The organism is Halomonas flagellata (assembly GCF_022487945.1).
Taxonomy (GTDB): Bacteria; Pseudomonadota; Gammaproteobacteria; order Pseudomonadales; family Halomonadaceae; genus Halomonas; species Halomonas flagellata.
In genome coordinates, this window is the sequence record NZ_JAKVPY010000004.1 from 115,845 (window position 1) to 138,027 (window position 22,183).

24 protein-coding genes are annotated in these 22,183 nt (G+C 64.9%); 11 read left to right on the plus strand and 13 right to left on the minus strand.

Features of this window, described 5'->3' with window-relative positions:
* Positions 1-171: 171 nt before the first annotated feature.
* The 3 genes from MKP05_RS04475 to MKP05_RS04485 all read right to left on the minus strand — a co-directional run bounded on the left by MKP05_RS04475 (position 172) and on the right by MKP05_RS04485 (position 3,399).
* Positions 172-975 (minus strand): slipin family protein, encoded by an 804-nt coding sequence (locus tag MKP05_RS04475; protein WP_110282247.1) that lies wholly within the window; start codon positions 973-975, stop codon positions 172-174.
* Between the two features lie 58 nt (positions 976-1,033).
* Positions 1,034-2,563, minus strand: a complete 1,530-nt coding sequence (locus tag MKP05_RS04480; protein WP_240567219.1) for an NfeD family protein — start codon at positions 2,561-2,563, stop codon at positions 1,034-1,036.
* Positions 2,564-2,781: 218 nt separating this feature from the next.
* A complete protein-coding gene (locus MKP05_RS04485; RefSeq protein ID WP_240567220.1) occupies positions 2,782-3,399 on the minus strand; it encodes a cytochrome-c peroxidase in 618 nt (205 codons plus the stop codon).
* Positions 3,400-3,667: 268 nt separating this feature from the next.
* Between MKP05_RS04485 and MKP05_RS04490 the strand changes: the two genes are divergently transcribed.
* Genes MKP05_RS04490 through MKP05_RS04505 form a run of 4 tightly spaced genes read left to right on the plus strand, consistent with a single transcriptional unit; the run spans position 3,668 to position 8,356 of the window.
* Positions 3,668-4,756: a phosphotransferase family protein gene (locus MKP05_RS04490; RefSeq protein WP_240567221.1), complete on the plus strand. Its 1,089-nt coding sequence runs from the start codon at positions 3,668-3,670 to the stop codon at positions 4,754-4,756.
* A 15-nt stretch (positions 4,757-4,771) separates the two neighbouring features.
* On the plus strand, positions 4,772-5,980 hold the full coding sequence (locus tag MKP05_RS04495) for an ABC transporter substrate-binding protein (protein WP_240567222.1): 1,209 nt from the start codon (positions 4,772-4,774) through the stop codon (positions 5,978-5,980).
* Positions 5,981-6,026: 46 nt separating this feature from the next.
* Positions 6,027-7,724 carry an ABC transporter permease gene (locus tag MKP05_RS04500; protein WP_240567223.1) on the plus strand — a complete coding sequence of 566 codons (1,698 nt, stop codon included), beginning with the start codon at positions 6,027-6,029 and terminating at the stop codon, positions 7,722-7,724.
* A complete protein-coding gene (locus MKP05_RS04505; RefSeq protein WP_240567224.1) occupies positions 7,721-8,356 on the plus strand; it encodes an ATP-binding cassette domain-containing protein in 636 nt (211 codons plus the stop codon). Before MKP05_RS04500 ends, MKP05_RS04505 begins: the two co-directional genes overlap by 4 nt.
* A 9-nt stretch (positions 8,357-8,365) precedes the next feature.
* On the opposite strand, the gene MKP05_RS04510 is transcribed toward MKP05_RS04505, so the two are convergent.
* Complete coding sequence (locus tag MKP05_RS04510; protein WP_240567225.1) at positions 8,366-9,142, minus strand: YiiX/YebB-like N1pC/P60 family cysteine hydrolase; 777 nt, start codon at positions 9,140-9,142, stop codon at positions 8,366-8,368.
* Between the two features lie 330 nt (positions 9,143-9,472).
* Between MKP05_RS04510 and MKP05_RS04515 the strand changes: the two genes are divergently transcribed.
* The 4 genes from MKP05_RS04515 to MKP05_RS04530 all read left to right on the plus strand — a co-directional run bounded on the left by MKP05_RS04515 (position 9,473) and on the right by MKP05_RS04530 (position 11,846).
* A complete protein-coding gene (locus tag MKP05_RS04515; RefSeq protein ID WP_240567226.1) occupies positions 9,473-10,165 on the plus strand; it encodes a TIGR04283 family arsenosugar biosynthesis glycosyltransferase in 693 nt (230 codons plus the stop codon).
* A complete protein-coding gene (locus MKP05_RS04520; RefSeq protein WP_240567227.1) occupies positions 10,155-10,787 on the plus strand; it encodes a TIGR04282 family arsenosugar biosynthesis glycosyltransferase in 633 nt (210 codons plus the stop codon). The genes MKP05_RS04515 and MKP05_RS04520 overlap by 11 nt, the downstream gene beginning before the upstream one ends.
* A gap of 241 nt (positions 10,788-11,028) precedes the next feature.
* The gene (locus tag MKP05_RS04525) at positions 11,029-11,643 is read left to right on the plus strand and encodes a sigma-70 family RNA polymerase sigma factor (RefSeq protein WP_240567228.1); all 615 of its coding nucleotides are present in this window, start codon (positions 11,029-11,031) and stop codon (positions 11,641-11,643) included.
* Positions 11,640-11,846 (plus strand): zf-HC2 domain-containing protein, encoded by a 207-nt coding sequence (locus tag MKP05_RS04530; RefSeq protein WP_110282253.1) that lies wholly within the window; start codon positions 11,640-11,642, stop codon positions 11,844-11,846. Before MKP05_RS04525 ends, MKP05_RS04530 begins: the two co-directional genes overlap by 4 nt.
* A 108-nt stretch (positions 11,847-11,954) precedes the next feature.
* Here MKP05_RS04530 and MKP05_RS04535 read toward each other — a convergent pair whose 3' ends face one another.
* From MKP05_RS04535 to MKP05_RS04545, 3 genes are all read right to left on the minus strand, one after another.
* Positions 11,955-12,512, minus strand: a complete 558-nt coding sequence (locus MKP05_RS04535; RefSeq protein ID WP_240567229.1) for a hypothetical protein — start codon at positions 12,510-12,512, stop codon at positions 11,955-11,957.
* Positions 12,509-13,447 carry a DUF3179 domain-containing (seleno)protein gene (locus tag MKP05_RS04540; RefSeq protein ID WP_240567230.1) on the minus strand — a complete coding sequence of 313 codons (939 nt, stop codon included), beginning with the start codon at positions 13,445-13,447 and terminating at the stop codon, positions 12,509-12,511. The genes MKP05_RS04535 and MKP05_RS04540 overlap by 4 nt, the downstream gene beginning before the upstream one ends.
* A gap of 163 nt (positions 13,448-13,610) precedes the next feature.
* Complete coding sequence (locus tag MKP05_RS04545; protein ID WP_240567231.1) at positions 13,611-13,925, minus strand: EthD family reductase; 315 nt, start codon at positions 13,923-13,925, stop codon at positions 13,611-13,613.
* A gap of 280 nt (positions 13,926-14,205) precedes the next feature.
* Here MKP05_RS04545 and MKP05_RS04550 point away from each other — a divergent pair, with 280 nt between their 5' ends.
* Complete coding sequence (locus MKP05_RS04550; RefSeq protein ID WP_240567232.1) at positions 14,206-14,364, plus strand: hypothetical protein; 159 nt, start codon at positions 14,206-14,208, stop codon at positions 14,362-14,364.
* Complete coding sequence (locus tag MKP05_RS04555) at positions 14,364-14,585, plus strand: zf-HC2 domain-containing protein (RefSeq protein ID WP_240567233.1); 222 nt, start codon at positions 14,364-14,366, stop codon at positions 14,583-14,585. Before MKP05_RS04550 ends, MKP05_RS04555 begins: the two co-directional genes overlap by 1 nt.
* Before the next feature lie 399 nt (positions 14,586-14,984).
* Here MKP05_RS04555 and MKP05_RS04560 read toward each other — a convergent pair whose 3' ends face one another.
* Positions 14,985-16,034, minus strand: a complete 1,050-nt coding sequence (locus MKP05_RS04560; protein WP_240567234.1) for a GGDEF domain-containing protein — start codon at positions 16,032-16,034, stop codon at positions 14,985-14,987.
* A gap of 654 nt (positions 16,035-16,688) precedes the next feature.
* On the opposite strand from MKP05_RS04560, the gene MKP05_RS04565 reads away from it, so the two are divergent.
* Positions 16,689-17,345 carry a DUF3047 domain-containing protein gene (locus tag MKP05_RS04565; RefSeq protein WP_240567235.1) on the plus strand — a complete coding sequence of 219 codons (657 nt, stop codon included), beginning with the start codon at positions 16,689-16,691 and terminating at the stop codon, positions 17,343-17,345.
* Between the two features lie 46 nt (positions 17,346-17,391).
* On the opposite strand, the gene MKP05_RS04570 is transcribed toward MKP05_RS04565, so the two are convergent.
* The 5 genes from MKP05_RS04570 to MKP05_RS04590 form a co-directional block, all read right to left on the minus strand.
* Positions 17,392-17,844, minus strand: a complete 453-nt coding sequence (locus MKP05_RS04570; RefSeq protein WP_240567236.1) for a DoxX family protein — start codon at positions 17,842-17,844, stop codon at positions 17,392-17,394.
* A gap of 153 nt (positions 17,845-17,997) precedes the next feature.
* Entirely contained in the window at positions 17,998-18,483 is a 486-nt protein-coding gene (locus MKP05_RS04575; RefSeq protein ID WP_240567237.1) for a DUF302 domain-containing protein, read from the minus strand.
* Positions 18,483-19,052: a DinB family protein gene (locus tag MKP05_RS04580; RefSeq protein ID WP_240567238.1), complete on the minus strand. Its 570-nt coding sequence runs from the start codon at positions 19,050-19,052 to the stop codon at positions 18,483-18,485. The genes MKP05_RS04575 and MKP05_RS04580 overlap by 1 nt, the downstream gene beginning before the upstream one ends.
* A 90-nt stretch (positions 19,053-19,142) precedes the next feature.
* On the minus strand, positions 19,143-19,523 hold the full coding sequence (locus MKP05_RS04585) for a hypothetical protein (RefSeq protein ID WP_240567239.1): 381 nt from the start codon (positions 19,521-19,523) through the stop codon (positions 19,143-19,145).
* 147 nt (positions 19,524-19,670) lie between these two features.
* Entirely contained in the window at positions 19,671-22,082 is a 2,412-nt protein-coding gene (locus MKP05_RS04590; protein ID WP_240567240.1) for a PqqD family peptide modification chaperone, read from the minus strand.
* Positions 22,083-22,183: the final 101 nt, after the last annotated feature.

A 22,183-nucleotide genomic window follows, 5' to 3' on the forward strand; every position in this document is an offset into this window, starting at 1 on the left:
GTTGCGCTAGGGCGGCGTGGCCAGCCCTGTCAGAGGGGTCATCACGTGTTGTCGGTCCCTTGCACTTTATCGACGAGGCGTCGTTAGACGAAAGTCTAACGCTCGCTCCCGACAAGAGCGCAAGAGTCTACCAGAGATCATGCTGCAGTGCACCCGGGGGCTCTGGCCGGGTCAGGCGTCGTCGCCGCTGTCCGGTGTCGTCTTGCCGGTGCGCGCCTGGGCCGCGGGGGAGGCCTTCATCTGCCGGAAGGCCTCCATGATGTCCATGGGCAGCGGCACCACGATGGTCGAGGCATTCTTGTTGCTCATATCACTCATGGTCTGCAGATAGCGCAGCTGCAGGGCGGCCGAGTTCTCTGACATCACGTTGGCCGCCTCGACCAGCTTCTTCGAGGCCTGCAACTCGCCCTCGGCATGGATCACCTTGGCCCGCCGTTCGCGTTCGGCCTCGGCCTGGCGGGCAATGGCACGGATCATGCTCTCGTCGAGGTCGACGTGCTTGATCTCGACGTTGGCCACCTTGATGCCCCAGCCCTCGGCGGAGCTGTCGATGATCTCCTGGATATCGTCGTTGAGCTTGTCACGTTCCGAGAGCATCTCGTCCAGGTCGTGCTTGCCGAGCACCGAACGCAGGGTGGTCTGGGCCAGCTGGCTGGTGGCATTGACGAAATGCTCGACCTGGATGATGGCCTTCTCCGGGTCCACCACCCGGAAGTAGAGCACTGCGTTCACCTTGACCGTGACGTTGTCCTGGGAGATCACGTCCTGTTCCGGCACGTCCATGGTGATCACGCGCAGGTCGACCACATCCATCTTCTGGATGCCGGGGATGACGATGATCAGGCCCGGCCCCTTCACCGCCTGGAAACGGCCGAGGAAGAACACCACGCCGCGCTTGTACTCCGGCAGGATACGGATCGAGGCCGCAATCAGCATGAGCAGCAGGACGACCGGAACGAGATAGGAAATCAGCATGACGGGTTCTCCCTGTACGGCTTGAACAGTACGCCTTGAACGATACGACGCGAACGCTTCAGTCGTTCCCGCCTAGGTCACTCTCCTCGAGCGGCGCCACATCGACGGTCAGCCCGTCGATGGCCTGCACCCGCACGACCTGCCCCTTGCGCAACGGCCGGGAACTGCGGGCATTCCAGCGCTCCCCGCGCAGCCGGACATGCCCCTGCCCCTCGAAATCCTCCAGCACCGTGGCCACACTGTCGACGAGCTCCTCCTCGCCGGTTCTCACCGGCCGACGCCTGAGCCCCACGAAGCGCGTCATGACCCACAGCATCAGTACGGCGGCCAGCAGGGCGATGCCGCCGATCATCGGCAGCGAGACACTCAGGTTTTCCGCATCCATCAGCATCACCGATCCGATCACGAAGGCGACGATGCCGCCCATTCCCAATATGCCGAAACTGGGCATCAAGGCTTCGCCCACGATCAGCCCCAGGCCCACCAGGATCAGCGCCAGCCCCGCGTAGTTGATCGGCAGCACCTGGAAGGCGAACAGCGCCAACAGCAGCGAAATGATGCCGATGGTGCCCGGCACCAGGCTCCCTGGGTTGGAGAGCTCGAAGATCAGCCCGTAGAAGCCGATGATCATCAGGAAATAGGCGACATTGGGGTTGGTGATCACCGAGAGCAGTTCGGTACGCCAGTCCGGATCGAAGCGCACGATGACCAGGTCGGCCGTCTCCAGCGTCCGTTCGCCATGCTCCATCACCACCGTTCGGCCATCGATCTGTGCCAGCAGGTCGTCGATGTCGCCGGCCACCACGTCGATGACATTCCTTTCCAGCGCTTCGCGCGAGGTGAGGTTGACCGCCTCGCGCACCGCCTCCTCGGCCCAGTCGGCGTTGCGACCATGGCGGTTGGCGAGGCTGCGGATGTAGGAGACGGCATCCTCGAGCACCTTGCGCTCCATGGCCGACTCGCCGCGGCGCGGGCCCTCCGCGGCTTCCTCGCTGGCCTCGTCATCATCGGACACGGCTTCCTCGTCATCGCTGGCAGCGGCATCGTCACCGTTGGCGGCCGCACCGTCATCGCCGGTGGCGCTCTCTCCCTCCGCGCGGACATCGCCGCCATTGCCGTCATCCTCCTCCTCGTCGTCGCCCAGCCCCGGCAGGCCTCCGCCGCCGATCTGCACCGGCGTCGCCGAGCCCAGGTGGGTGGCCGGGGCCATCGCCGCCACATGGCTGCCGTAGAGCAGATAGGTGCCGGCACTGGCCGCACGGGCACCACTCGGCGAGACATAGATGGCGACGGGGACGGGTGAGTTGAGCATGCTGCGGATCATGCTGCGCATGGAGGCATCGAGCCCGCCGGGGGTGTCCATCTGCACCACCACCAGCTCGGCATTGTCCTCCTCCGCCTTGCGCAGCCCGCGCTGGAAGTAGTCGCTGATGGCCGGCCCGATGGCCCCCTCGACGGTCATCACCAGGGCAATCCGCTCCTCCTGCTGGGCCGCGGCCTGCCAGGTCAACAGGCCACCGAGCATCAGGCACAGTAGGCTGAGCAGCAGCGTGCTCCTGGCCATGGCCCCGCGGAGTCCACTCGTCATAATGTGCCCTGCCCTGCGTCTTCTGCCCTTGAGAGTCGCGATGGCGTACCCTGGTTCAGCCGTTGCCGATATCAGCGTAGGCAGAAGAGAGTCACCACCGCAACAGAAGGACGACATGACGCCAGGGCAATGCGACGGTTTGCCCCCTCAACTCACGCCGGCCTGCTCCGACCGGCCCCTTTCGTCATCGATCGTATGACGCTATTCAGTGGGCATGCTCAGAGGTCATGCGGCTCGCCCGCGAAGCGCTTCTGCACCTCCACCATATAGGCCGCCAGGGACGTCAGCTTCTCGCCTCCCCATTCCAGCGGCTCCGCGGCCATGGGCGCCACCATGCAGACCTGCACCATCTCGTCGGCGTGAACCTCGGGCATACCGAACTGGCTGCTGGCCATCGCCACCTGATGGGGGAAGGGTTGCTCGAAGGTGGCCTTGTAGCCCACGTCATCGCCATCGCTACCATGACAGGAAGCGCAGGACAGGCCATTGGTGCTCAATGAGGTGTCGTAATAGAGTTCCTCGCCGCGCGCCAGCAGCTCCTGCGGGTTCTCGTCTGTCTCGCTGTAGTCGGGTGTGTAGCCGTCGGGACGCCGTACCTCGGCACTCGAGCCGGCTTCGGCCTCCCCTTCCGCTTCTCCCTCGGCTACGGCATTACTGCTGGCGAGCAGAAGTGCCGCTTCGGAAACGGGGGCAAAGCCTGCCTCGGTCGAGGTATTGCCCGCCGTGGCCTGCAATGCCGCTCCGCCGGCCACCAGCGCCAGTACCGGGGCCGTGTAGGCGAACTGTCGGCTCAGGCGGCCTAGCAGTCTGCGGCGTTTGTCGTCATGCTGTGACATGATTTCCACCTCCGTGATGAAATTTCAGGTCAATCTATTGTTTATCAGGGCTATTCGCTTGGAGACCCCCTGGGTCATGTCGCACCGCGGCTTGCCAGCGGTCTGGTTTGGTAGGCAATGGACACCATTACTTACAACGCACGGATTCACCTCACCGCAGGCTGCTGGTCCCGTCGTGCCATCACCGGTGTATTGCCGCCAGGGATGTAAGGAAACCAGCACTCGCTCGACCATCCACTGACCGACCATCCCGACCTCGAGGAAGGCCATGCCGGATTACGTTTCCTCTCCCATCTCCCCGGAAACCCGACACGACCTGTGTGATCGCCTGGCCGTGGCGTTGACACGGGCCGGTCGCCACGCGGAGATCCATTCGATGCAGCTGATGGCCGACACCGGTCTGGCCCACCACCATGTCTGGCTGGTGCGCGATGCCATCGACTGGGTCGCACGCCTGCCCAAGCAGAGTCAACTGGGGCTGGAGGCACGGGCCAACCTCGATTACCAGGCGGCCTGCTTCGCCCGGGCGAGCGAAAGCGGGCACACCCCGGCGCTGCACGGTGTGCTCGCCCCTTGCGCCGAACTGCCCCGCGGCGGCCTGCTGGTCAGTGCCATTCGCGGCCGTCCGGCACGCCTGCCGGACGATCTGCCGGCCATCGCCGAGGCATTGGCCGGCCTGCACACCCTCGAGGTGCCGCCGCCCGGGCAGCACCCGCCGCTGCAGGCACCCCGGGATCCCTGGGCCGCCATGTGCGATGAGGTCGAAAAGCAGGCCGATTTTCTGGACCGGGCGAACCTGGCGCCGGAGGTGCGACGTCGCATCGAGGCCGAGCTCACCGCCCTGCCGCAGCGACTGCCCGATGCCGAGCCCCGGCTGATCAGCTTCGATGCCCACCCGGGCAACTTCCTGGTCACCGACTCCGGCCGCGCCGTGCTGGTGGACCTGGAGAAGTGCCGCTACGGCCTGCCCGGCTTTGACCTGGCCCATGCCAGCCTCTATACCTCGACCACCTGGGACCTCGTCAGCCGTGCCGAGCTGTCACCGGCGCAGGTGGCCGATTTCTACCGTCACTGGATCACGGCGACGGGCTTCGACGGCGACCCCTCGGTCCTGCTGGCTTGTCGCCGCGCCATGTGGCTCTGGTCGCTGACCTGGTGCGCCAAGTGGAGAGCCAGCCATCGACATTCCCAGGATGCCCATGCCCGCGGCGAGGACTGGTCCGCCGAGCTCAGCGACGAGGCGCTGATCGCCCATGTGCGCGGCCGGGTCGACCACTATCTTTCCCTGCCAGCCATCACGCATGTGCAGGATGAATTCCGCACCCTCGAGGGCGCGCTGAATACCGCCATGAATTGAAGAAGGATTCCTTCGATGCCGAGTCGTACCCTCGCCACCGCCCCGCTCGCCCTGCTGCTGTCGATGCCGCTGCACGCCGCCCCGGATCCCGCCGACTGGGACGCCGTGCTCGACGAGGCCCGCGGCCAGACCGTCTACTGGAATGCCTGGGCAGGCGACACTCGCACCAATCGCTATATCGAATGGGTCAACCAGCGCATGCAGGACGAGCACGATGTGACGGTGGTGCATGTGAAGCTCGACGACACCAGCGCCGCCGTGTCGCGGGTCCTGGCCGAGAAGTCCGCCGGGAACCGCGAGGACGGCAGCATCGACCTGATCTGGATCAACGGCGAGAACTTCGCCGCCATGAAGGCGGCCGACCTGCTGTTCGGTCCCTTCGCCGAGCGGTTACCGAATTTCGCGCTCACCTACCCCGAGCACAACCCCGAGGTGGTCACCGACTTCACGCTGCCCACCGAAGGCTTCGAGGCGCCCTGGGGCAAGGCACAGATCACCTTCTACCATGACAGTGCAGAGATCGAATCACCGCCCCGTGACATCGAGGCACTGCTCGCCTGGGCCGAGGCCAACCCCGGCCGCTTCACCTACCCCCGCATTCCCGACTTCACCGGCAGCACCTTCCTCAAGCAGGCACTGATCGCCCTGACCGATGCCGACGAGGCGCTCTACGCCCAGGTGGAGGAGAGCGACTTCGCGGCCGTCACCGCCCCGCTGTGGGACTACCTGGAAAGCCTGCATCCCCACCTGTGGCGCGGTGGCCGGCAGTTCCCCGCCAGCGGCCCGGAGATGCGCAACCTGATGAGTGACGGCGAACTGGCGCTGGCCTTCACCTTCAACCCCTCGGAACCGGCGGCCGCGGTGGCCGACTTCGAGCTCCCGGCCACCACCCGCAGCTATGTGCTGGATGGCGGGACCCTGGGCAACGTGCACTTCGTCGCCATTCCCTTCAACTCGCCTCACAAGGCCGGTGCCATGGTGGTCGCCGACTTCCTGCTCTCCCCGGAGGCCCAGGCCCGCAAGCAGGACCTGGCGATGTGGGGCGACCGCACCGTGCTGGACGTGGCGCGCCTCGATGAGCAGGCCCAGGCGCTCTTCGCCCTGGACGAGGAGAATCCGGCCATGCTGCCTGCCGACGCCCTGGCGCAGACGCTTCCCGAGCCGCACCCGAGCTGGATGACTGCCCTGCAGGAGGCCTGGCGCGAGCGCTATGTGCGTAACTGATGACGGTGGTCCCCTGCGCCACGGCCGGTGACGAGGCGCGACCGGGATGATCCTGCGCCTCGCTCCCGCCTTGATCGTCACCCTGCTGGTCGGCCCCATCCTCGCCGGCCTGGCCATGGCCATTCTGCCGGCCTTCGGCTACCTGCCGGCACTCGGTGGCGACGCCTTCAGCCTGGCGCCCTGGCGGCAACTGTTCGCCCAGCCCGGCCTGTGGCGTTCGGTGGCCATCAGCCTGGCCAGCGGCCTGGTCACCACCGCCGTGTCACTCGTCGTGGTCCTGCTGTTCCAGGCCGCCGCCACGGGAAGTCGTCTGGATCACTGGATTCGCCGGCTGGTCTCGCCGCTGCTATCCATTCCCCATGCCGCCGCCGCCTTCGGCCTGGCGTTCCTGATAGCCCCCTCGGGCCTGATGGCTCGGCTGGTCTCGCCGGGGCTGACCGGCTGGGAGCGACCGCCGGATCTGCTGATCGTCCAGGATCCCTGGGGCCTGTCGCTGATGGCGGGGCTGATCATCAAGGAGATCCCCTTCCTGCTGCTGATGAGCCTGGCGGCCCTCCCCCAGCTCGATCCCCAACGGCGAGTGGCCATCGCCCACTCGCTGGGCTACCGGCCGACCATCGCCTGGCTGAAGGTTGTCGCCCCGGTGCTCTACCCGCTGATTCGCCTACCGGTCTACGCCGTGATCGCCTACGCCACCTCGGTGGTGGACGTCGCGCTGATCCTCGGCCCCACCCTGCCACCGACGCTCAGCGTGTCGATCCTCACCTGGTTCAACGACCCCGACCTGAGCCGGCGCTTCATGGCCTCGGCCGGTGCGGTGCTGCAACTCGGCGTCACGGCCTCGGCACTCGCGACCTGGTGGTGCCTGGAGCGACTTGTCGCCCGACTGGGGCGTGGCTGGATCAACCGTGGTGGTCGCCAGGCCGGCGAGCAGCCGCTGCGACTGGTCGGCAAGGGGCTGATCCTGTTCGCTGCGCTCACGGCTTTCGTGGGCATCGGCAGCCTGGCGCTCAACTCCGTCGCCGGCTTCTGGCGTTTTCCCGACGCCCTGCCCCAGGGCTTCACTGCGACTCACTGGCTCCGCGCGGTGCCTGCGTTATCCGGGCCTGTGACGTCGACGGCGATCATCGCCGCCGCCTCGACGCTGATCGCCGTGGTCCTGACCCTGGCGGCACTCGAGAACGAGCAGCGCACCGGGCACCCCCCTGCCCAGGGGCGGCTCCTTTCCGCGCTGGGACTGCTCTACCTGCCACTGATCGTGCCGCAGATCGCCTTCCTGTTCGGCCTGGTGGTGGTCATGGAGTCGCTCGGTACCCGACCGCAGCATGGTCTGGTGATCTTCGGCCACCTGCTGTTCGTGCTGCCCTATGTGTTCCTGTCTCTCTCCGAGGCCTATCGGCGCTTCGACCCGCGTTGGTCGCGGCTGGCACTCACGCTCGGCGCCTCCCGCAACGCCACCTTCTGGCGGGTGCGCCTGCCGATGCTGACGGCCCCGCTGCTCACCGCCATGGCGGTGGGGCTGGCGGTAAGCATCGGCCAGTATCTGCCCACCCAGTTGCTCGGCGCCGGTCGCGTGTCCACCGTGACCACCGAGGCGGTGGCCCTGGCCGCTGGCGGCAACCGGCGGGTGATCGGGGTCTGGGCGCTGGTCCAGGCCTGCCTGCCGCTGGTGGGCTTCACCATCGCCATCGGCCTGCCACGGTTGATCTGGTCGCAACGACGGGGAATGCGGGGAGCGCCATGAACGACAGCCATCGACTCGAACTCGAGAATATCCGGATCACACTGAACGACGCGCCCCTGGTGGAGCTCGACACCCGGATCGGCCCCGGCGAGGTGCTCACCGTGATGGGCCCGTCAGGCTCGGGCAAGTCGACCCTGCTGGCCTTCGTGGCGGGCTTCATGGCCCCGGCGTTCCAGGCCACGGGGCAGGTGCGGCTCGACGGCCACGACATCACCCGGCTGCCGGCCGAGCGGCGCGGCATCGGCCTGCTGTTCCAGGATCCGCTGCTGTTCCCGCATCTCTCGGTGGCCGGCAACCTGCGTTTCGGTATGCCACGAGCCACCAGCAACAGGGCTGGCCGAGTCGAGGCCGCCCTGGGGGAGATCGGCCTTGCCGGGTTCGGCGACCGCGACCCCGCGACACTCTCCGGCGGCCAGAAGGCCAGGGTGGCACTGATGCGTCTGCTGCTGTCCGAGCCCTGCGCCGTGCTGCTCGACGAGCCCTTCGCCGGTCTCGATACCCACCTGCGCCACGAGATGCGCCAGCTGGTGTTCACCCGCCTGCGCGAGGCGGGCCTGCCGAGCCTACTGGTCACCCATGACCGGGAGGACGCCGAGGATGCCGGCGGCACGCTCATCGAGCTATCGGCCTGAAGGCGTCCGTCACACCTCTGGCAACGCATCCTCGGTCTCGCGCCAGGCCAGGCGCCGAGGGTCGAAGCCACCGGCGAGCGCCGGCTTGACGATCTCGAAGTAAGGCGAGAGGTCGAAGTCACGGGGCGTGAACAGGCTGTAGTGTCGACGCTGCAACACCCGGCGCTGGCACCCGACACAGCGCCGTGGGTCGTCCTGCCACTCCTCGAAGGGCAGGATCGGATACCTCACCGACTGGAAGGCCTGGGCGATCAGGGTCGAGCAGATCGCCCGGGTGGGATCACCGCTGCCCAGGGACAGCATGCGTCGGCGCCAGGGGACCGGCACAGGGGGCAACGGCAGCAGGTAGCGGGCCAGGTCGAAGATGTTGTGCAGATCATAACGATGCCCCACTCGTCTGCAGGCGTAGGTGACCAGCCGCTCGATATCCTCCTCACTCAACCCCAACGGACGGCAGATGCGCAATGGGTAGCCGTCGAACTGTTCGAGACCAGCCAGCCGCACGCCCTCGGCGAGATCCGCCTCGACGAGGCACTCTCCTCGCGTCGCACCGAACAGATCCCGACACGCCGCTTCTCCCACATAGAGTGCCGCATGGGACCAGGTGGACTGGGTAAGGTACTTGATCACCGTACTCAACCGTGATGATCCCTCGATCAGCAGGACGTCACCGGGTTCGAGGCAGTCCGGGATGCCCTCCTCGATGGGGATCGAGGTACGGTGCCAGGGCCGCGGGCAGGAGAGCCAGCAGCTCAGCATGTAGCCGACGCGATTCAAGAGTGTCATGGCTGATCCTCCCTCCCTCTCTCCCCATCACCTGAGCGTCATGTCCCCGGGTCCGCCGGACAGGCCTACCCTCCGCCTCACTCGGGCGCGGAGACACTCCAGTCACTGAGGAATGAGGTAATACCATTCAAACTTGTCATGACATTTCTCCCTTGAGCGAGATCGTCGAGATCACGTGATGCCAATCCATATCATTTAGTGGCAGAAAGCGTCCCCCTCCTTACTCACCCGTACCGCGACCAACACCCTGATGGTGCGGTAAGGTTCGAGGCGCCGGCACGACACAACACCGACAAGTCGACCGCCACGACTCCGGACAGACCGCCCGCCATGCCAGCAACGCCGCGACTGAGCATCATCATCCCCGTCCTCGACGAGGCAACCACCATCGAGAGCCTGTTGACGCAGTTGCTGGGATTATGGGTGTGTGGCGCGGAGCTGCTGGTCGTCGATGGCGGCAGTCGCGATGATACCGTTGCCCTGGCCACACCGCTGGCAACGCGTGTGCTGCACAGCCCCCCCGGACGCGCCGCTCAGATGAACGTGGGCGCCCGCGTGGCCCGAGGACAGCAGTTGCTGTTCCTGCACGCCGATACGCACCTGCCACGCCGCGCCGATCGCCTTGTCGACGAGGCCCTGGCGGGAAACCGATGCTGGGGACGCTTCGACATACGGCTCACCGGCCGGCACCCCATGCTGCCGGTGATCGCCGCCGCCATGAACCTGCGTTCACGCCTCAGCGGGATCGCCACCGGCGACCAGGCCCTGTTCATGACCCGCGAGGCCTTCGATGCCGTGGGTGGCTTTCCCGACCAGCCACTGATGGAGGACATCGAGATGTCACGCCGGCTCAAGCGCCTCTCTGCCCCGGCCTGCCTTCACCACAAGGTCGTGAGCAGTGGCCGGCGCTGGGAGACCCATGGCGTCTGGGCGACGATCCGACTGATGTGGCGGCTGCGCTTTCGCTACTGGCGTGGCGTGTCGGCCGACAGCCTGGCCCGGGAGTATCGCCATGTCCGCTGACTTCCCCCTGGCAATTCTCGCCAAGGCACCGATTCCCGGCGAGACGAAGACCCGGTTGATCCCGGTGCTCGGCGCCGAAGGCGCCGCCCGGCTGCATGCCGCCCTGCTGTGTCACACCCTGAAGGTCGCCATCAACGCCACCGCTGCCCACCAGATCACCCTGTGGACGGCGCTGGATCACAGCCACCCGCTGTTCCTCGAGCTGGCCGACCGCTACGACATCGAGCTGCGCGCCCAGCCGGAAGGCGATCTCGGCGACCGGATGCACCGGGCACTGTCGACAATGAAGGGCTCGGGACTGCTGATCGGCAGCGACTGCCCGGCACTCACGCCGACGCTGCTCGCGGAGTGTCATGACGCCCTGGAGGAGGCCGAGGTCGTTCTTCTCCCCGCCGAGGATGGCGGCTACGGCCTGGTGGGCGTCAGACACCCTGACGCCCGGCTCTTCCAGGACATCGCCTGGGGCACCGCAGAGGTAATGACCACCACGCGTCAGCGTATCGATGCCCTCGGCTGGCGACTGTCCTGTCCAGCCAGGGTCTGGGATGTGGACCGGCCGCAGGACCTGCAGCGCCTCGCCCTCGGCTTTCCCCGCCTTGGGCGCTGCCTGAAAGTCGAATAGATGATTTGGGCAGCACCGCTGCTCGAAGGGCGAGCGGCAAAGATGTCGCGAGTGCAAAGACGGGATTTACGGGGCGTAAGTGAATACTTTGAGCTGATTTTTAACGCCGGCACGCCGCCTGGCATTCCCTGAACGCCAGGTCGCTGCGTGTATTGAGGATGAAACGACAAAGACAAGCTGTCTTGCCATAATGGACGGGCTAGCATGACCCCTGACAGCATAACTCGGGAGCGAACACCACATGACGGACGAGACGATCCGCCAGGGGGGCGACGGCATGACCGAATCGGCTACACGCATGGCACGCCTGACGGCCGTGCGGCCTCGACTGCTCTCCTTCGCCCGCCTGCACCTGCGTGACAACGCCCTGGCGGAGGATGCCGTGCAGGAGGCGCTGATGGCAGCCATCGAGAAGGATGCGAGTTTCGCCGGACGTTCCGGCTACGAGACCTGGGTCTTCGGCATTCTCAAGTACAAGATACTCGACACGCTGCGCGTCCAGAAACGACAGGGGCGCTGGCAGCCCCTGGATGATGAAAGTGACGACGACGCCATTGATCGCCAGTTCCAGCAGAATGGCCGCTGGCAGGACGATGCCCGCCCCGGCAACTGGGGAGAGCCTGACGTCACCTTCGAGAACGAGCATTTCTGGCAGGTGTTCGACGCCTGCATGACTGCCCTGCCGGACAATATCGCCCGGGTCTTCTCGCTTCGCGAGCTGATGGGGCTCTCTACGGAAGAGATCTGCCAGGAGATCGGCATCAAGGAGAACAACTGCTGGGTGATCCTGCACCGCGCCCGGCTACGCTTGCGTGCCTGCCTGGAGAAGCGCTGGCTGAAGGAGGAGACCATATGATGATGTGCAAGGAGGCGACCCGCCTGATGTCACTCAAGCTGGATCGCCGCTTGACGTTCCAGGAGCGACTCTCGCTACGCCTGCACCTGATGATGTGCGACGCCTGCCGTCGCTGCGACGAGCAGTTCACGCTGCTGCATGGGATCGGGCAGCGCTTCGAGGCCGCTCTGGATGACAGGACGCCGCCCGAGCGGCGGGACTAGGAGCCGGTCGGAATCAGTCGCCCGCGGCCCGGGCGGCAATGCCCGACAGGACCTCGGCCACCCGCTCCAGAGGCAGGTCACAATCTTCGAGATCGTGACGCCGGCAAGTCAGTGGAGGCTTCCCTCCCCGACCAGCCGTCGCAGGCTGAGCCACAGCCCGGCCACCAGCAGCAACAGCGCAATGGGAATCAGGAACGGCGTCAGACTGGCCAGGACCCCGGCAATCGGCAGCCCCAGCCAGATGAGCACTATGGGAGCGCAGCAGGCCCCACCGGCCAGCAGCGCCGGAATCGCCGCCAGCAGTCCGGTACTCGACCCGCTCAGACCGCACTGCCGCGGGGTTCGCCAGAGCCACCAGCAGGCCACGACATTCAATCCGACCAGCAACCCCATGGAAACAGCGAGCAGGGCATTCAGCGGGCTGAAGGTCCACACCAGCGCTCCCAGGGTGATCAGCCCCACCGGCTCGAACTGAAACAGGCCCCGCGCCTGGAAGACCCGTTCCCAGGCGGGAAAGGTGGCCTGCCAACCACCCGCGCCGCCACCGGCGATGTCGCCGGTCAGCCACAGGTAGAGCAGCGCATAGGCCGCCATGACGGCGCCTGCCGCGCCGGCCGAGGCGGGGCGCGAAAGCATCCTCAGGATGACTCGGGCAAGCGGTTTCATGGTGCCTCCTGCCCCTCATACAGATAGGTGTCGGGGTAGAAGGCGGCCCAGGCGAACCACATGGCCTCGAAGCCATTCACCGCCTCGAGCGAGTCGATGCCCGGCCCGGTGACGCCTTCGGCTGTGAAGTCGAGCTCGGTCGGTCGAATCTCCAGACCCTCGGGATTGTGGAAGGCCCAGCCAGTGTCCAGCCCCGGGTCATGAATGACGGTGTAGCGACGCTCGCCCAGTGTGACATCGACCACTCCCTCCTCGCGTAGCGCCTCACGGGTGATGGCCAGTGCGCCCTCGGGACCACGCACACCGAACACTTCGGTCTTGGGCGGAAAACGATCATCGCGTTGCATCACCGGGAACAACCGGCGGCTGTCGGGCGCATAATAGCCGCTGGTGGGGTTGTAGCTCCCGTAGGGGTCGCGTCGATAGTTGCGCACGAAACCGGTCTGGTCGGTCAGCACCTCGGTCTCGGGATGGCGTGCCTTCCAGGCCCCCCAGGTGGTCCAGAATACTCGGAGCTCCTCGAGCCCCTGGCCGGCCAGGGGCCCATCGATGGCCACTCCCAGGATCTGGGGCCACTCGCTGTCGGTGGCGCGGTCATACATGATCAAGTTGCTGTTGACCAGCTTACCGGAGACGCCGAGCTCGGTCTCGCCACGCTTGAAGCCCAGCGCGGTGCCCGTCAGGGGGCAGTAGGTGATGCTCAGCGCCTCACCGCCCAGTTCGTCATTGACGATCTCGTGCCAGACCAGGATGCGCTGGGGATAAGCCCGGGCCTGGCCGCGATTGTAGACACCGATGACCTTGTCCCCATCCTTCAGCGTCGCCTCTCCTGCTGACTGAAAGCGCGGGCGATCGATGGACGGGATACCGTCCTTGCCGGGCCCTCCGGCACGGACGGCCTCCCGAAAAGACGCCAAGGAGTGCACCACAGGCACCGTGGGTGTCTCCTGGATGGGGGGGGGCCGCTGCCATGGATGACAACGGCACCAGGCTCAGGGCGATGCCCAGCGCTGAATAGCGCAGCATACGCGGTATCATGGCATCCTCCTCTGCCGGTCCATGCCGGCCACGCGCTCGCTCCGGAAGCGGTGACACACATCAACTCAAGGGATGGTTCATCAACACGTGACCGACTTGAATCAGTGGTTCCACATCGGTGAAGCGGGGAATGTCCTCGAAGATGGTGCTGCCCACGGCATCGATCGCGGTCTGGAAGCCTTCAAGAGAGTCGAAACCAAGATGTGTGACGATATAGTAGGGAGACCCGGTATCGCTTCCCTTGGCTACACGCATGAATCTCATCCCGTACCCATCCAGTAAACGCGCCACCAGCGCGGCATGCTCGCCAAGGTAATAGCCATCGTCGAAGCGCATGCCATCCCGGTTCGGGTACATCACCAGTACATCGATCATCTCTAGGCCCTCTGTATCGCCTCATCATCCCTGCAGCACCAGGCAACGGCGCCTGTCCCCAGACCGTCATTGCCCCGCGGCCCTCTCTACCTTGGTGGAAAGATCGCCTTCTTCATTACACGCGGCGCTTCCCGCATGGCCGTAGCCCTGCCCCGCACTTCGCAAGCCGCCGACAGGGGGGTGTAAGGAGGAGCAAGGACTGACGACTGAACCCTCATGGTTCCATGCCCCCATCACGCTGGTTCGCTCTCCTGACGCCAGCCCGGGCAGGAAAGACAACATGAATCCGATCACGGCAGAGGGCATTCAGGTCCATATGCAGTGGCTGGCGACCGATGACCTCTGCCACCAGGCAGGGCTCAAGGAAAGCAACTTCGATTCTTCACCAAATGAGATCAAGCCTAGGCATCGAGAAAGACTGGCTCACGGAGAAATATGATGTTCAAGATGATGATGTGCAAAGAGGCGACTCGCCTGATGTCCAGACAACTTGATGCCCCTCTGACATTCCAGGAAAAACTTTCACTCAAGCTGCATCTTGCCATGTGCGATGCCTGCACACGCTGCAATCAGCAGTTCCGGCTATTGCACCAGGCCGGAAAGCATTTCGAAGTATTCGATTGCTCAGTGGACAGGCACACCACTCCAAGAAACAAATGACAGGACTGGACCCGCTCCTTGGCACTATGATTGCTAATATACTGGCTGCTGCCCCATGACCTCATCACCCAGCTCTCTTCAATCAGAAAATCACCACCTCATGCGCCGGATATCGTGCCACCATCCCGGCTTTACGCCGAGTGATACCCGGCCATGCTGAACATCCACCATCGCGCCTGAGGTCACTCCTTTCCGGAGGCGGCGGGCCGCGAGTGGGGGTGTAGCAGGCGGTGGCTGTAACTGAAGCTGGCACCTGGCGAAAGGGGTCACTCCACAGGATTCGGGGACAGGCATCAAGCTGCTTCTTCCGATTCGCCGGAACTGGAAGAGACGAGACGAGATGATCTTGTGGTCTCCTCGGTGCTCCATAGGGCATTGGCGATGAAGCGAATCTCGGCATTAGCCATCTGCTTTAGCATGGCCTCGGATGGAGACGCGATTTCCACCCGACGACTTGCTATGGTACATGGCACTATCGGCATACTCGAGCAGATGCTCAAACTGATCGCCATGTTCAGGATAGGACGCCACGCCGATGCTGATACGTGGTTCGTCACCCTTCTCGACAGCGATCAGACGCTGCATCATGGTTCTTGCCCCATCCGCATCGGTGTCAGGAAGCAGCATCACGAACTCATCCCCACCATAGCGCGCCAAGAGGTCACTGCTTCGCTTGCAGTCTTGAAGTTGTCGAGCCAAGGACAGAATAGCCTGATCGCCTGCTCCATGACCGAGGCTATCATTGATGACTTTCAGTTCATCCATATCGATGACTATCACGCTGTAGGGGCGGCGAGAACGCTGGGCCATCGCATGAATAGGCTTGACCAGGTCATCAAAGGCTCGGCGATTAAAGAGACCCGTCAAGGAATCCAGACTGGCCATATCCAATAGCATCCGATTGGATACATGAATGGCATTGACCAACGCCGACGTGAGGTAACCGACTATCAAGAACGCGATGATATTGGTGCCAAAAAGTGTCAGATTATCAGGCGTCATGACACTCCCACCGGCAAGATGAAAAAGCAGTAGGGTGCAAGCGGCAATCGCAGCCACCTCTAGCAATGTCGCCAAGACCCCCAGCGTCAAGGCACTAGTCACCACTGCCAGAAGATACAGGCTCATCATCGGTCCGGTCACGCCATTGGTGCGGTAGAGAAACCAGGTGATGAAACCGATCATGACCCAGGTATGAATCGCCAGTAGCCAACGCTGTCTTTCACCGAAGAAGCTCAAGCGACTGGCCATCAGGCTGAAACCGAAATAGGCAGAGGTTGCCACCACGAGCCCCCAGCCGCCCTCATCCGGAGTGCCAATGATCACCAAGTACAGGGCAACCAGCGAAACCAGCAACCACTCGACCTGATGCAAGCCTGTCGTGAACCCCTGAATCTGCACACGCCTAGAATCCCATACCAGTGGTGGCAAAGGGTCTTGATGGGACATTAGGACACCTTCTTATTAGTGAGGCTTTCAAGCTCACGACAACTTATCGTGAACCGGCGGACATCGGAATCACCTTATGATTCTACCATGTCACAAGGCAGGATTCACCATAAACCCTTCCCCCTACCACCCACCTTGTACAATACAGAGGAGGCAAGGCGGGTCCACACGCAAGGAACCCATCCCATATCCAATGGATCGACTCGCCATTTGATCGGACTTTGTATTGAACAATAACATGGAGAGAACCGTTCAAGCAGACACTCATGTCCACCTTGCTACATGGCTGAAATGCTGGCCAGGCTGAGCCCCACATCATGGAAGACGATTGACAAATAGTCACAAAAATCGCCAGCGAGATGGGTCGTAGCGGGGGCGTAAAAGGTTCGGCCGGTTGACGCACCGGTCTGAGCCCGCCGGTCATGCCGAGCGACCCCAGCAGTCACAGAATGTTGCAGGCCAACTGGACAAGATGCGGGGTCAGGTCGTTGGCGGCCAAACTTTCCCTATGGCTGGCGCTCCGGGTCGGGATCAGCCTTGATTTCACCGCCGAACGGCTGAAATGATCTCTCTTATCTTCCGGTAAGCAAGTCGTCGATGATGCGACCAAGACGGGTAGCCTGCATCCTCATGACACAGCGAGACGAAGCCTCGATGATCAAGCCCCTTATCCCGGTTGGCGTGCTGCTACTGGCAAGCAGTCTCTCCCTGGCGGCCGACGAGCTCTCCTTTTCCGCCGAGACGATAATGGCCTGGCCGACACGCTCCTTCGAAGGCGAGACGGAGTACCGGCTCGTCGAGCGAGATGACACTCGAGTGCTCCAGGCCAGAGCCAGACAACAGGCCTCGGCGAAGTATCTGGAAAAGGAGGTGGATCTGGACCGCACGCCCTACCTCCACTGGTGCTGGCAGGTATCGGGGATCCACCAGGGGCTCGATGAAACCACCAAGGCCGGGGACGACTATCCGGCGCGGATCTATGTGGTGCGGAAGACGGGGATCCTGCCCTGGCAGGTCCAGTCGGTGAACTATGTCTGGGCTTCGAATCAGCCAGCGGGCTCGGATTGGCCCAATGCCTTCACGTCACGCGCCCGGCTACTGGCCCTTCAGGGCGGGAAATCGCGCGTGGGTCAATGGGTAGCGGAAGTCAGGGACGTGCGAGAGGACTTCGAGACACTCTTCGGGGAGCGCACCAGGCATATCGATGGGGTGGCAGTGATGAGCGATGGTGACAATGCCGGTGTCGATGCCACCGCCTGGTACACGCACCTGGGATTCTCGGCCAGTGACGATCCGCCCGAGTGTCCATGAGACGTGAGGCCCGGCACCTGGCCGACAGTCGGCCAGGTGCCGGCGTTCAAGAGCCGCAGTTACGGCGCGCCACCCAGGAGGCAGGCCGAGGCAGATGCCTGGCATCCAGGGCAAACCGATCCTCTTCCCGGAATGCCATCACCACGAGGCTGCCGGCGAAGATGATCAAGGAAGGATAGAACAAGACGTTGGTGCCTTCGAGGAACCATCCCCAGGGATCGATCACCGAGGCGCTGACCGCCAGCAGCGACGCCCCGTTGAGCAGAAGTTGCAGCGGATAGACCCAGCGCCTGGCCAGCCCGATGATCACCAGCAGGCCGATCAGTATCTGGCCGGCGCCGGCCAGCGGCAGCAGGGTCCCGCTTGCCAGGACCTCGGAGTAGAAATTTTCGGCAATGGCCCGGCTGTGATCGACATTGAGGATCTTGTTCACGCCCCAGACCAGCAGTAGCCCCCCCAGCGATACCCTCAGCAACAATAGACTCGCGATCTTCGTCATTTGGCCTCCTCGATATTCCGGAGCATTTCTACGGCCCGTTACGCCAGATCGGACGGCAGGCAGGCGCGGACTTGGTCGGTCTGGATGCGGGTTCCTTACAGGCGGGCGGAGGCGATTACCGGCAACTCGGCCATCATAGGCAGCGGCAGCGAGCTACTCTGCCCCCTCCTCTGCTCGACTCGCGATGGCCGCGAATACGGCATCGAGCTCGCGGCCGATCTTCTCCAGCGCCTCGCCGCCCTCCTCGACATAGGGGGCAAGGACATGACTCGGGGTCTTCCAGGACAGGGTGGCGCTTCCATCCTCGTTCTCGGTGACGTAGAAGCGGATGGGCGCCTCGATCATGGCCGGGACACTGAGACGCAGGGTGCGCACGGCGAAATCGTTACGAAAGACGCCGACCACCCGATTACCGGGAATAGACTCGCCACGCCTGGCCGCGGCCTCGGTGGGCCCGGCTTCCGTCACGATGAACATCCCTTCAGCCTCGACAGCGTCGCGCAGGGCTTCCAGCAGCTCGGGATAAGCGAGTGAGGTGGAGACCACCTCCCACCCCTGCTCGGGCCAGCGAGTATCCGCCGTCACGGGCGCGGCCAGCAGGAGCGCCAGGAGCCATGTCGCCAGTAGCGTCCGGGCCATCAGGCACTCCTCGCCGACACGGGGACAGAGGCTTCACGCTGCCAATGCCGCAGCGTGGAAGGGTGGACCCCGAACGCCTCGGGCAAGGCGATGCCGATCTGCTCGGCCAGCAGCCCGAGGATCGCCATGTGATGAATGGTGTGGCTGGTCAGGAAGGCGAGTTCGCGCGCAAGACTGGTCTCCAGCACCAGCTCGCCATCGCCGAGGTGATAGGTCTGGCCCAACCGAACCGACGGACACCGGTCGATCGAAGCCGCCAGCACGGCCTCGATCTCGGCCAGTCGGCGAGCCGCCTGATGCGGCCACTGCTCGAGGAGCTCGTCGCGACGGCGCCGCTCGTAGTCGATGACATCGCCATCGGCCTCCAGACCGTTCAGCAGAGCATCGTAATGGTCGATGATATGGCGAACGTGCTTGCCGAGCGTATGGCGACCGTGGTGACCGAAGGCCTGCCGGTAGTGCTCCGGCGCCAGATCGCCGACGAAATGCCTCAACTGTGACAACGCCAGGAGGTTCTCCTCGAGGAGCCCCTCCCGCGGCGGGAATGACCTGCGTGCTATGGGCGACATGGCGGCTCACCTGTTGATCGCAAGTAGGGAAGCCGCGGCCGGCGCCTGTGGCGTCCGGCCCGGCCACCCGCTCAGGGGCATGAAGAGCGGTTACCCCTCATCTTCGGCTTCGGCTTCTCCTTCTCCCTCGGCCTCTCCTTCTCCCTCGGCCTCTCCTTCTCCCTCGGCCTCTCCTTCTCCCTCGGCCTCTCCTTCTCCCTCGGCCTCTCCTTCTCCTTCGGCTTTTCCTTCGGCTTCACCTTCGGCTTCGCCCTCTGCCTCAGCCTCTGCTTCTTCCTCTTCCTCATGAGCCGCCGCCAGCATCAGGGGCGCTTCCTGGCCACTGGTGAAGGCCGGCTCGGCCGGCGTCTCGCTGGCCACGGCCTGGAAGGCCGCGCCACTAGCCACCAGCACCAGAGCCGGGGCCGAGTAGCCCAACTGGCGGCTGAGTCGACTCAACAGGCTTCGACGCTTCTCGTCTTGCAGTGTCATGATAATGACCTCCATGATGACAAAAGGGCGACATGCGACGGCATGTCATCGTGCAATGAAGGCAGCCCTCGCGGCTGGCTTCATCTCGGCGTCACCGCTTCACGCGGCGCCGCCCTATGCTCGTGCACCTGCCGGTGCCGACAGTTCTCAGCCATTGGCCGTGGCCGTGCCGGACTGGCTGGCACTGGTTCCCGGCTCGCCAAGCGTGGCCAGCCAGGCGCATACCGCCGTCGAGGATGGCCCCTCATCGCCAGGTGACAGCGAGCGACGGTCAAGCCCGGAGAGCCACTCGCCGAGCGCCGTTACCGTGTGCGCGTCCAGTGGCGCGCCGGTGACGGAGACGCAGCACGGCAGCAGCGCACCCAGGACGTCCAGCGAGGAGGCCGGATCCAGTGCAGCGCCCGGACTCCCCTCGGTGTGCATGCACAGCACACCGCGGATCTCGACGCTCTCGGGCACCCCTGCCGGGCTGCCGACGGCCACTTCCGGCATGGGCAGCCCCAGCGGCTCGCCCCTTGGCGCCCCCGCCATGGTCAGCCGCAGCCCCCGGGTCAGGACGCCACCCGACGCCGACACCAGCTGCCGCAAGGCATCGCCGCTCTGCTCCCCGGCGGGGAACAGGCAGAGCACCCCCGAGCCCAGTGGCGTGACCAGCAGCCCGGCATCGATCACCAGGCGATCCGCCGTGGCGGCCTGGCGCACCAGGTGGGCCAGCAGCGCCGAGCCGAGTTGCGCCAGCGTCAGTCGCGACGCCAGCACCTCGCCGTCGGCCGTCAGTGTGTAGCCTGCCGGATCGCGCAGGACCTCCAGCCGCGGCAATCGACTCGCCGCCTCGTCGCTCAGCGGCACGAGCCGCCCCTCGAGCAGGTCCGATAGCCGGGCGCTGGCGGGAGCGCTGTCGACATGCAGGGCCCAACGCCTGCCGTCGAAAGCCAGTTGCATGGCCCGACCCGACGAGGCCACCGTCGTCGGCGTCGAGTGCGACTCCCCTGCGCCGGTCGTCGGCGACGCCGGCACGGCCATGCTCCCCTGCTGGCACAGCAGGCCGGCACGGCACCAGCGGGCCAACGTGGTCCACACGTCACGGCGCAGCGCCTGATGGTCCGGAGGGGGATCGCCTTCGGTAACCGCTGCACGGGCCAGCTCGAGAGCAATGGCGTCGGGATCCAGCCCCTCTGTCGCCAGCAGCCAGATCAGCGCCGCCGAGTCGTTGGGCCGATAGTAGCGACCGGTATGGGTGGCATAGAGGGCGAGTTGGTCGTCATCCAGCAACTCCGCTACATGGCGGCGCTGCAGCACCGGGCGGGCGACGGCGCGGCCCGCCAGGCCATCGGCCAACTGGATGTCGGCCAGCGCCGGCAGTGAGAAGTACGGCAGATAGCGCGACGGTTCCGCCGCCGGGAGCAGGCGCAGGAAGTCTCCGGCGCGGGCCAGCTCCGCCTCGGCCTCGGCGACCAGGCTGGCGCTGATGTCGGCACCAGACGACTCGTCTGCCGGCGGCGCGGCGCCATCGATGTCCAGCAGCGAGATCATGTCCCGGACCAGGCCACCCTTGACGGCCTCCTCGATGCGCCCGCCACTCTCCGGCCCGGCACAGATGCCCAGCGACGGGCTGAGGTTGCACTCGAGAATCCAGGGCTTGAGCGTGTCGTCCACCAGGCAGTCGAGCCCCAGCAGCTCATAGCATCCCCGAGGGTCGGCGCCAGCCCGGGCGGTGCGCTGCCGGATGGCATCCACCGCGGAAATCACGGTCAGGGCAACCAGATCGTGGATCCGTGCAAAGAGCTGGTCGTCGTCATGGCCCTGATCGCGGAGCCACTGGCGATAGCGGTCGAGGTCGATGAACTCCACCGGCACCTCCGCCCGAGCGTTGAGGGCGTTGATGTCCGGGTTGGTCAGCTGGCTGTAGGGATTGTCGGCATCCTCGGGGTCCCAGGGTTCCGAGGCCAGCTTGGCGAACCCCTGACGATAGAGATAGACGCGCAGCGGCTCGATAGCCGAAATCAGTACATAGAGCCGCAGGACATACTTGTGGCCCCGGATCGTATGGGGATTGGCGAGGTACTCCTGGACCATCCAGTCTGGTGCCAGGGGGGCCTCGGCCACATCGCGCAGCACCCTGATACCCTTGCCCTTGGAGGCATTGGTGGGCTTGAGGATCCAGCGCTGCCCCGGGTTCGCCAGGGCCGCCTCCTGAAGGGCATGATAGTCATGGGGCATTACGTAGGCCCGGGGGAAAAACGCCAGCCGCGCTGCCAGTTCACTGTCGGCACCGTGGCTCTCGCGAATGCGCTCACGCAGCACCGCCAGGCTGTCGTGGAGCCGGCTCTTGACGGTGAGCGCCGCATTGCCCGGAAAGTGGTTGAGCCTGCGCTGCGGCGAGACCCGGCGGAACTGCTCGGCATCGGGCATGCCCGTGACCCAGCCGGCGTCCCAGTGGGTCTCGTCTCCTGCCTCCCAGCCCAGTTGCTCCAGGGTCTCACAAAAAAACCGATCCTGCTCGGCGGCCCGCTTGCCACCCAGCCAGAAACGCCGTGTCGGCGAGTGCTGCTCCGTCATTCCCACGCTCTCCTGCTCGACCGTCCACTGTTGTCGTGTAGTGCACCGTATTGGTTATGTCGTCGCTCGCCACCCGTCCTTACAGCGATAGCAACCGAAAC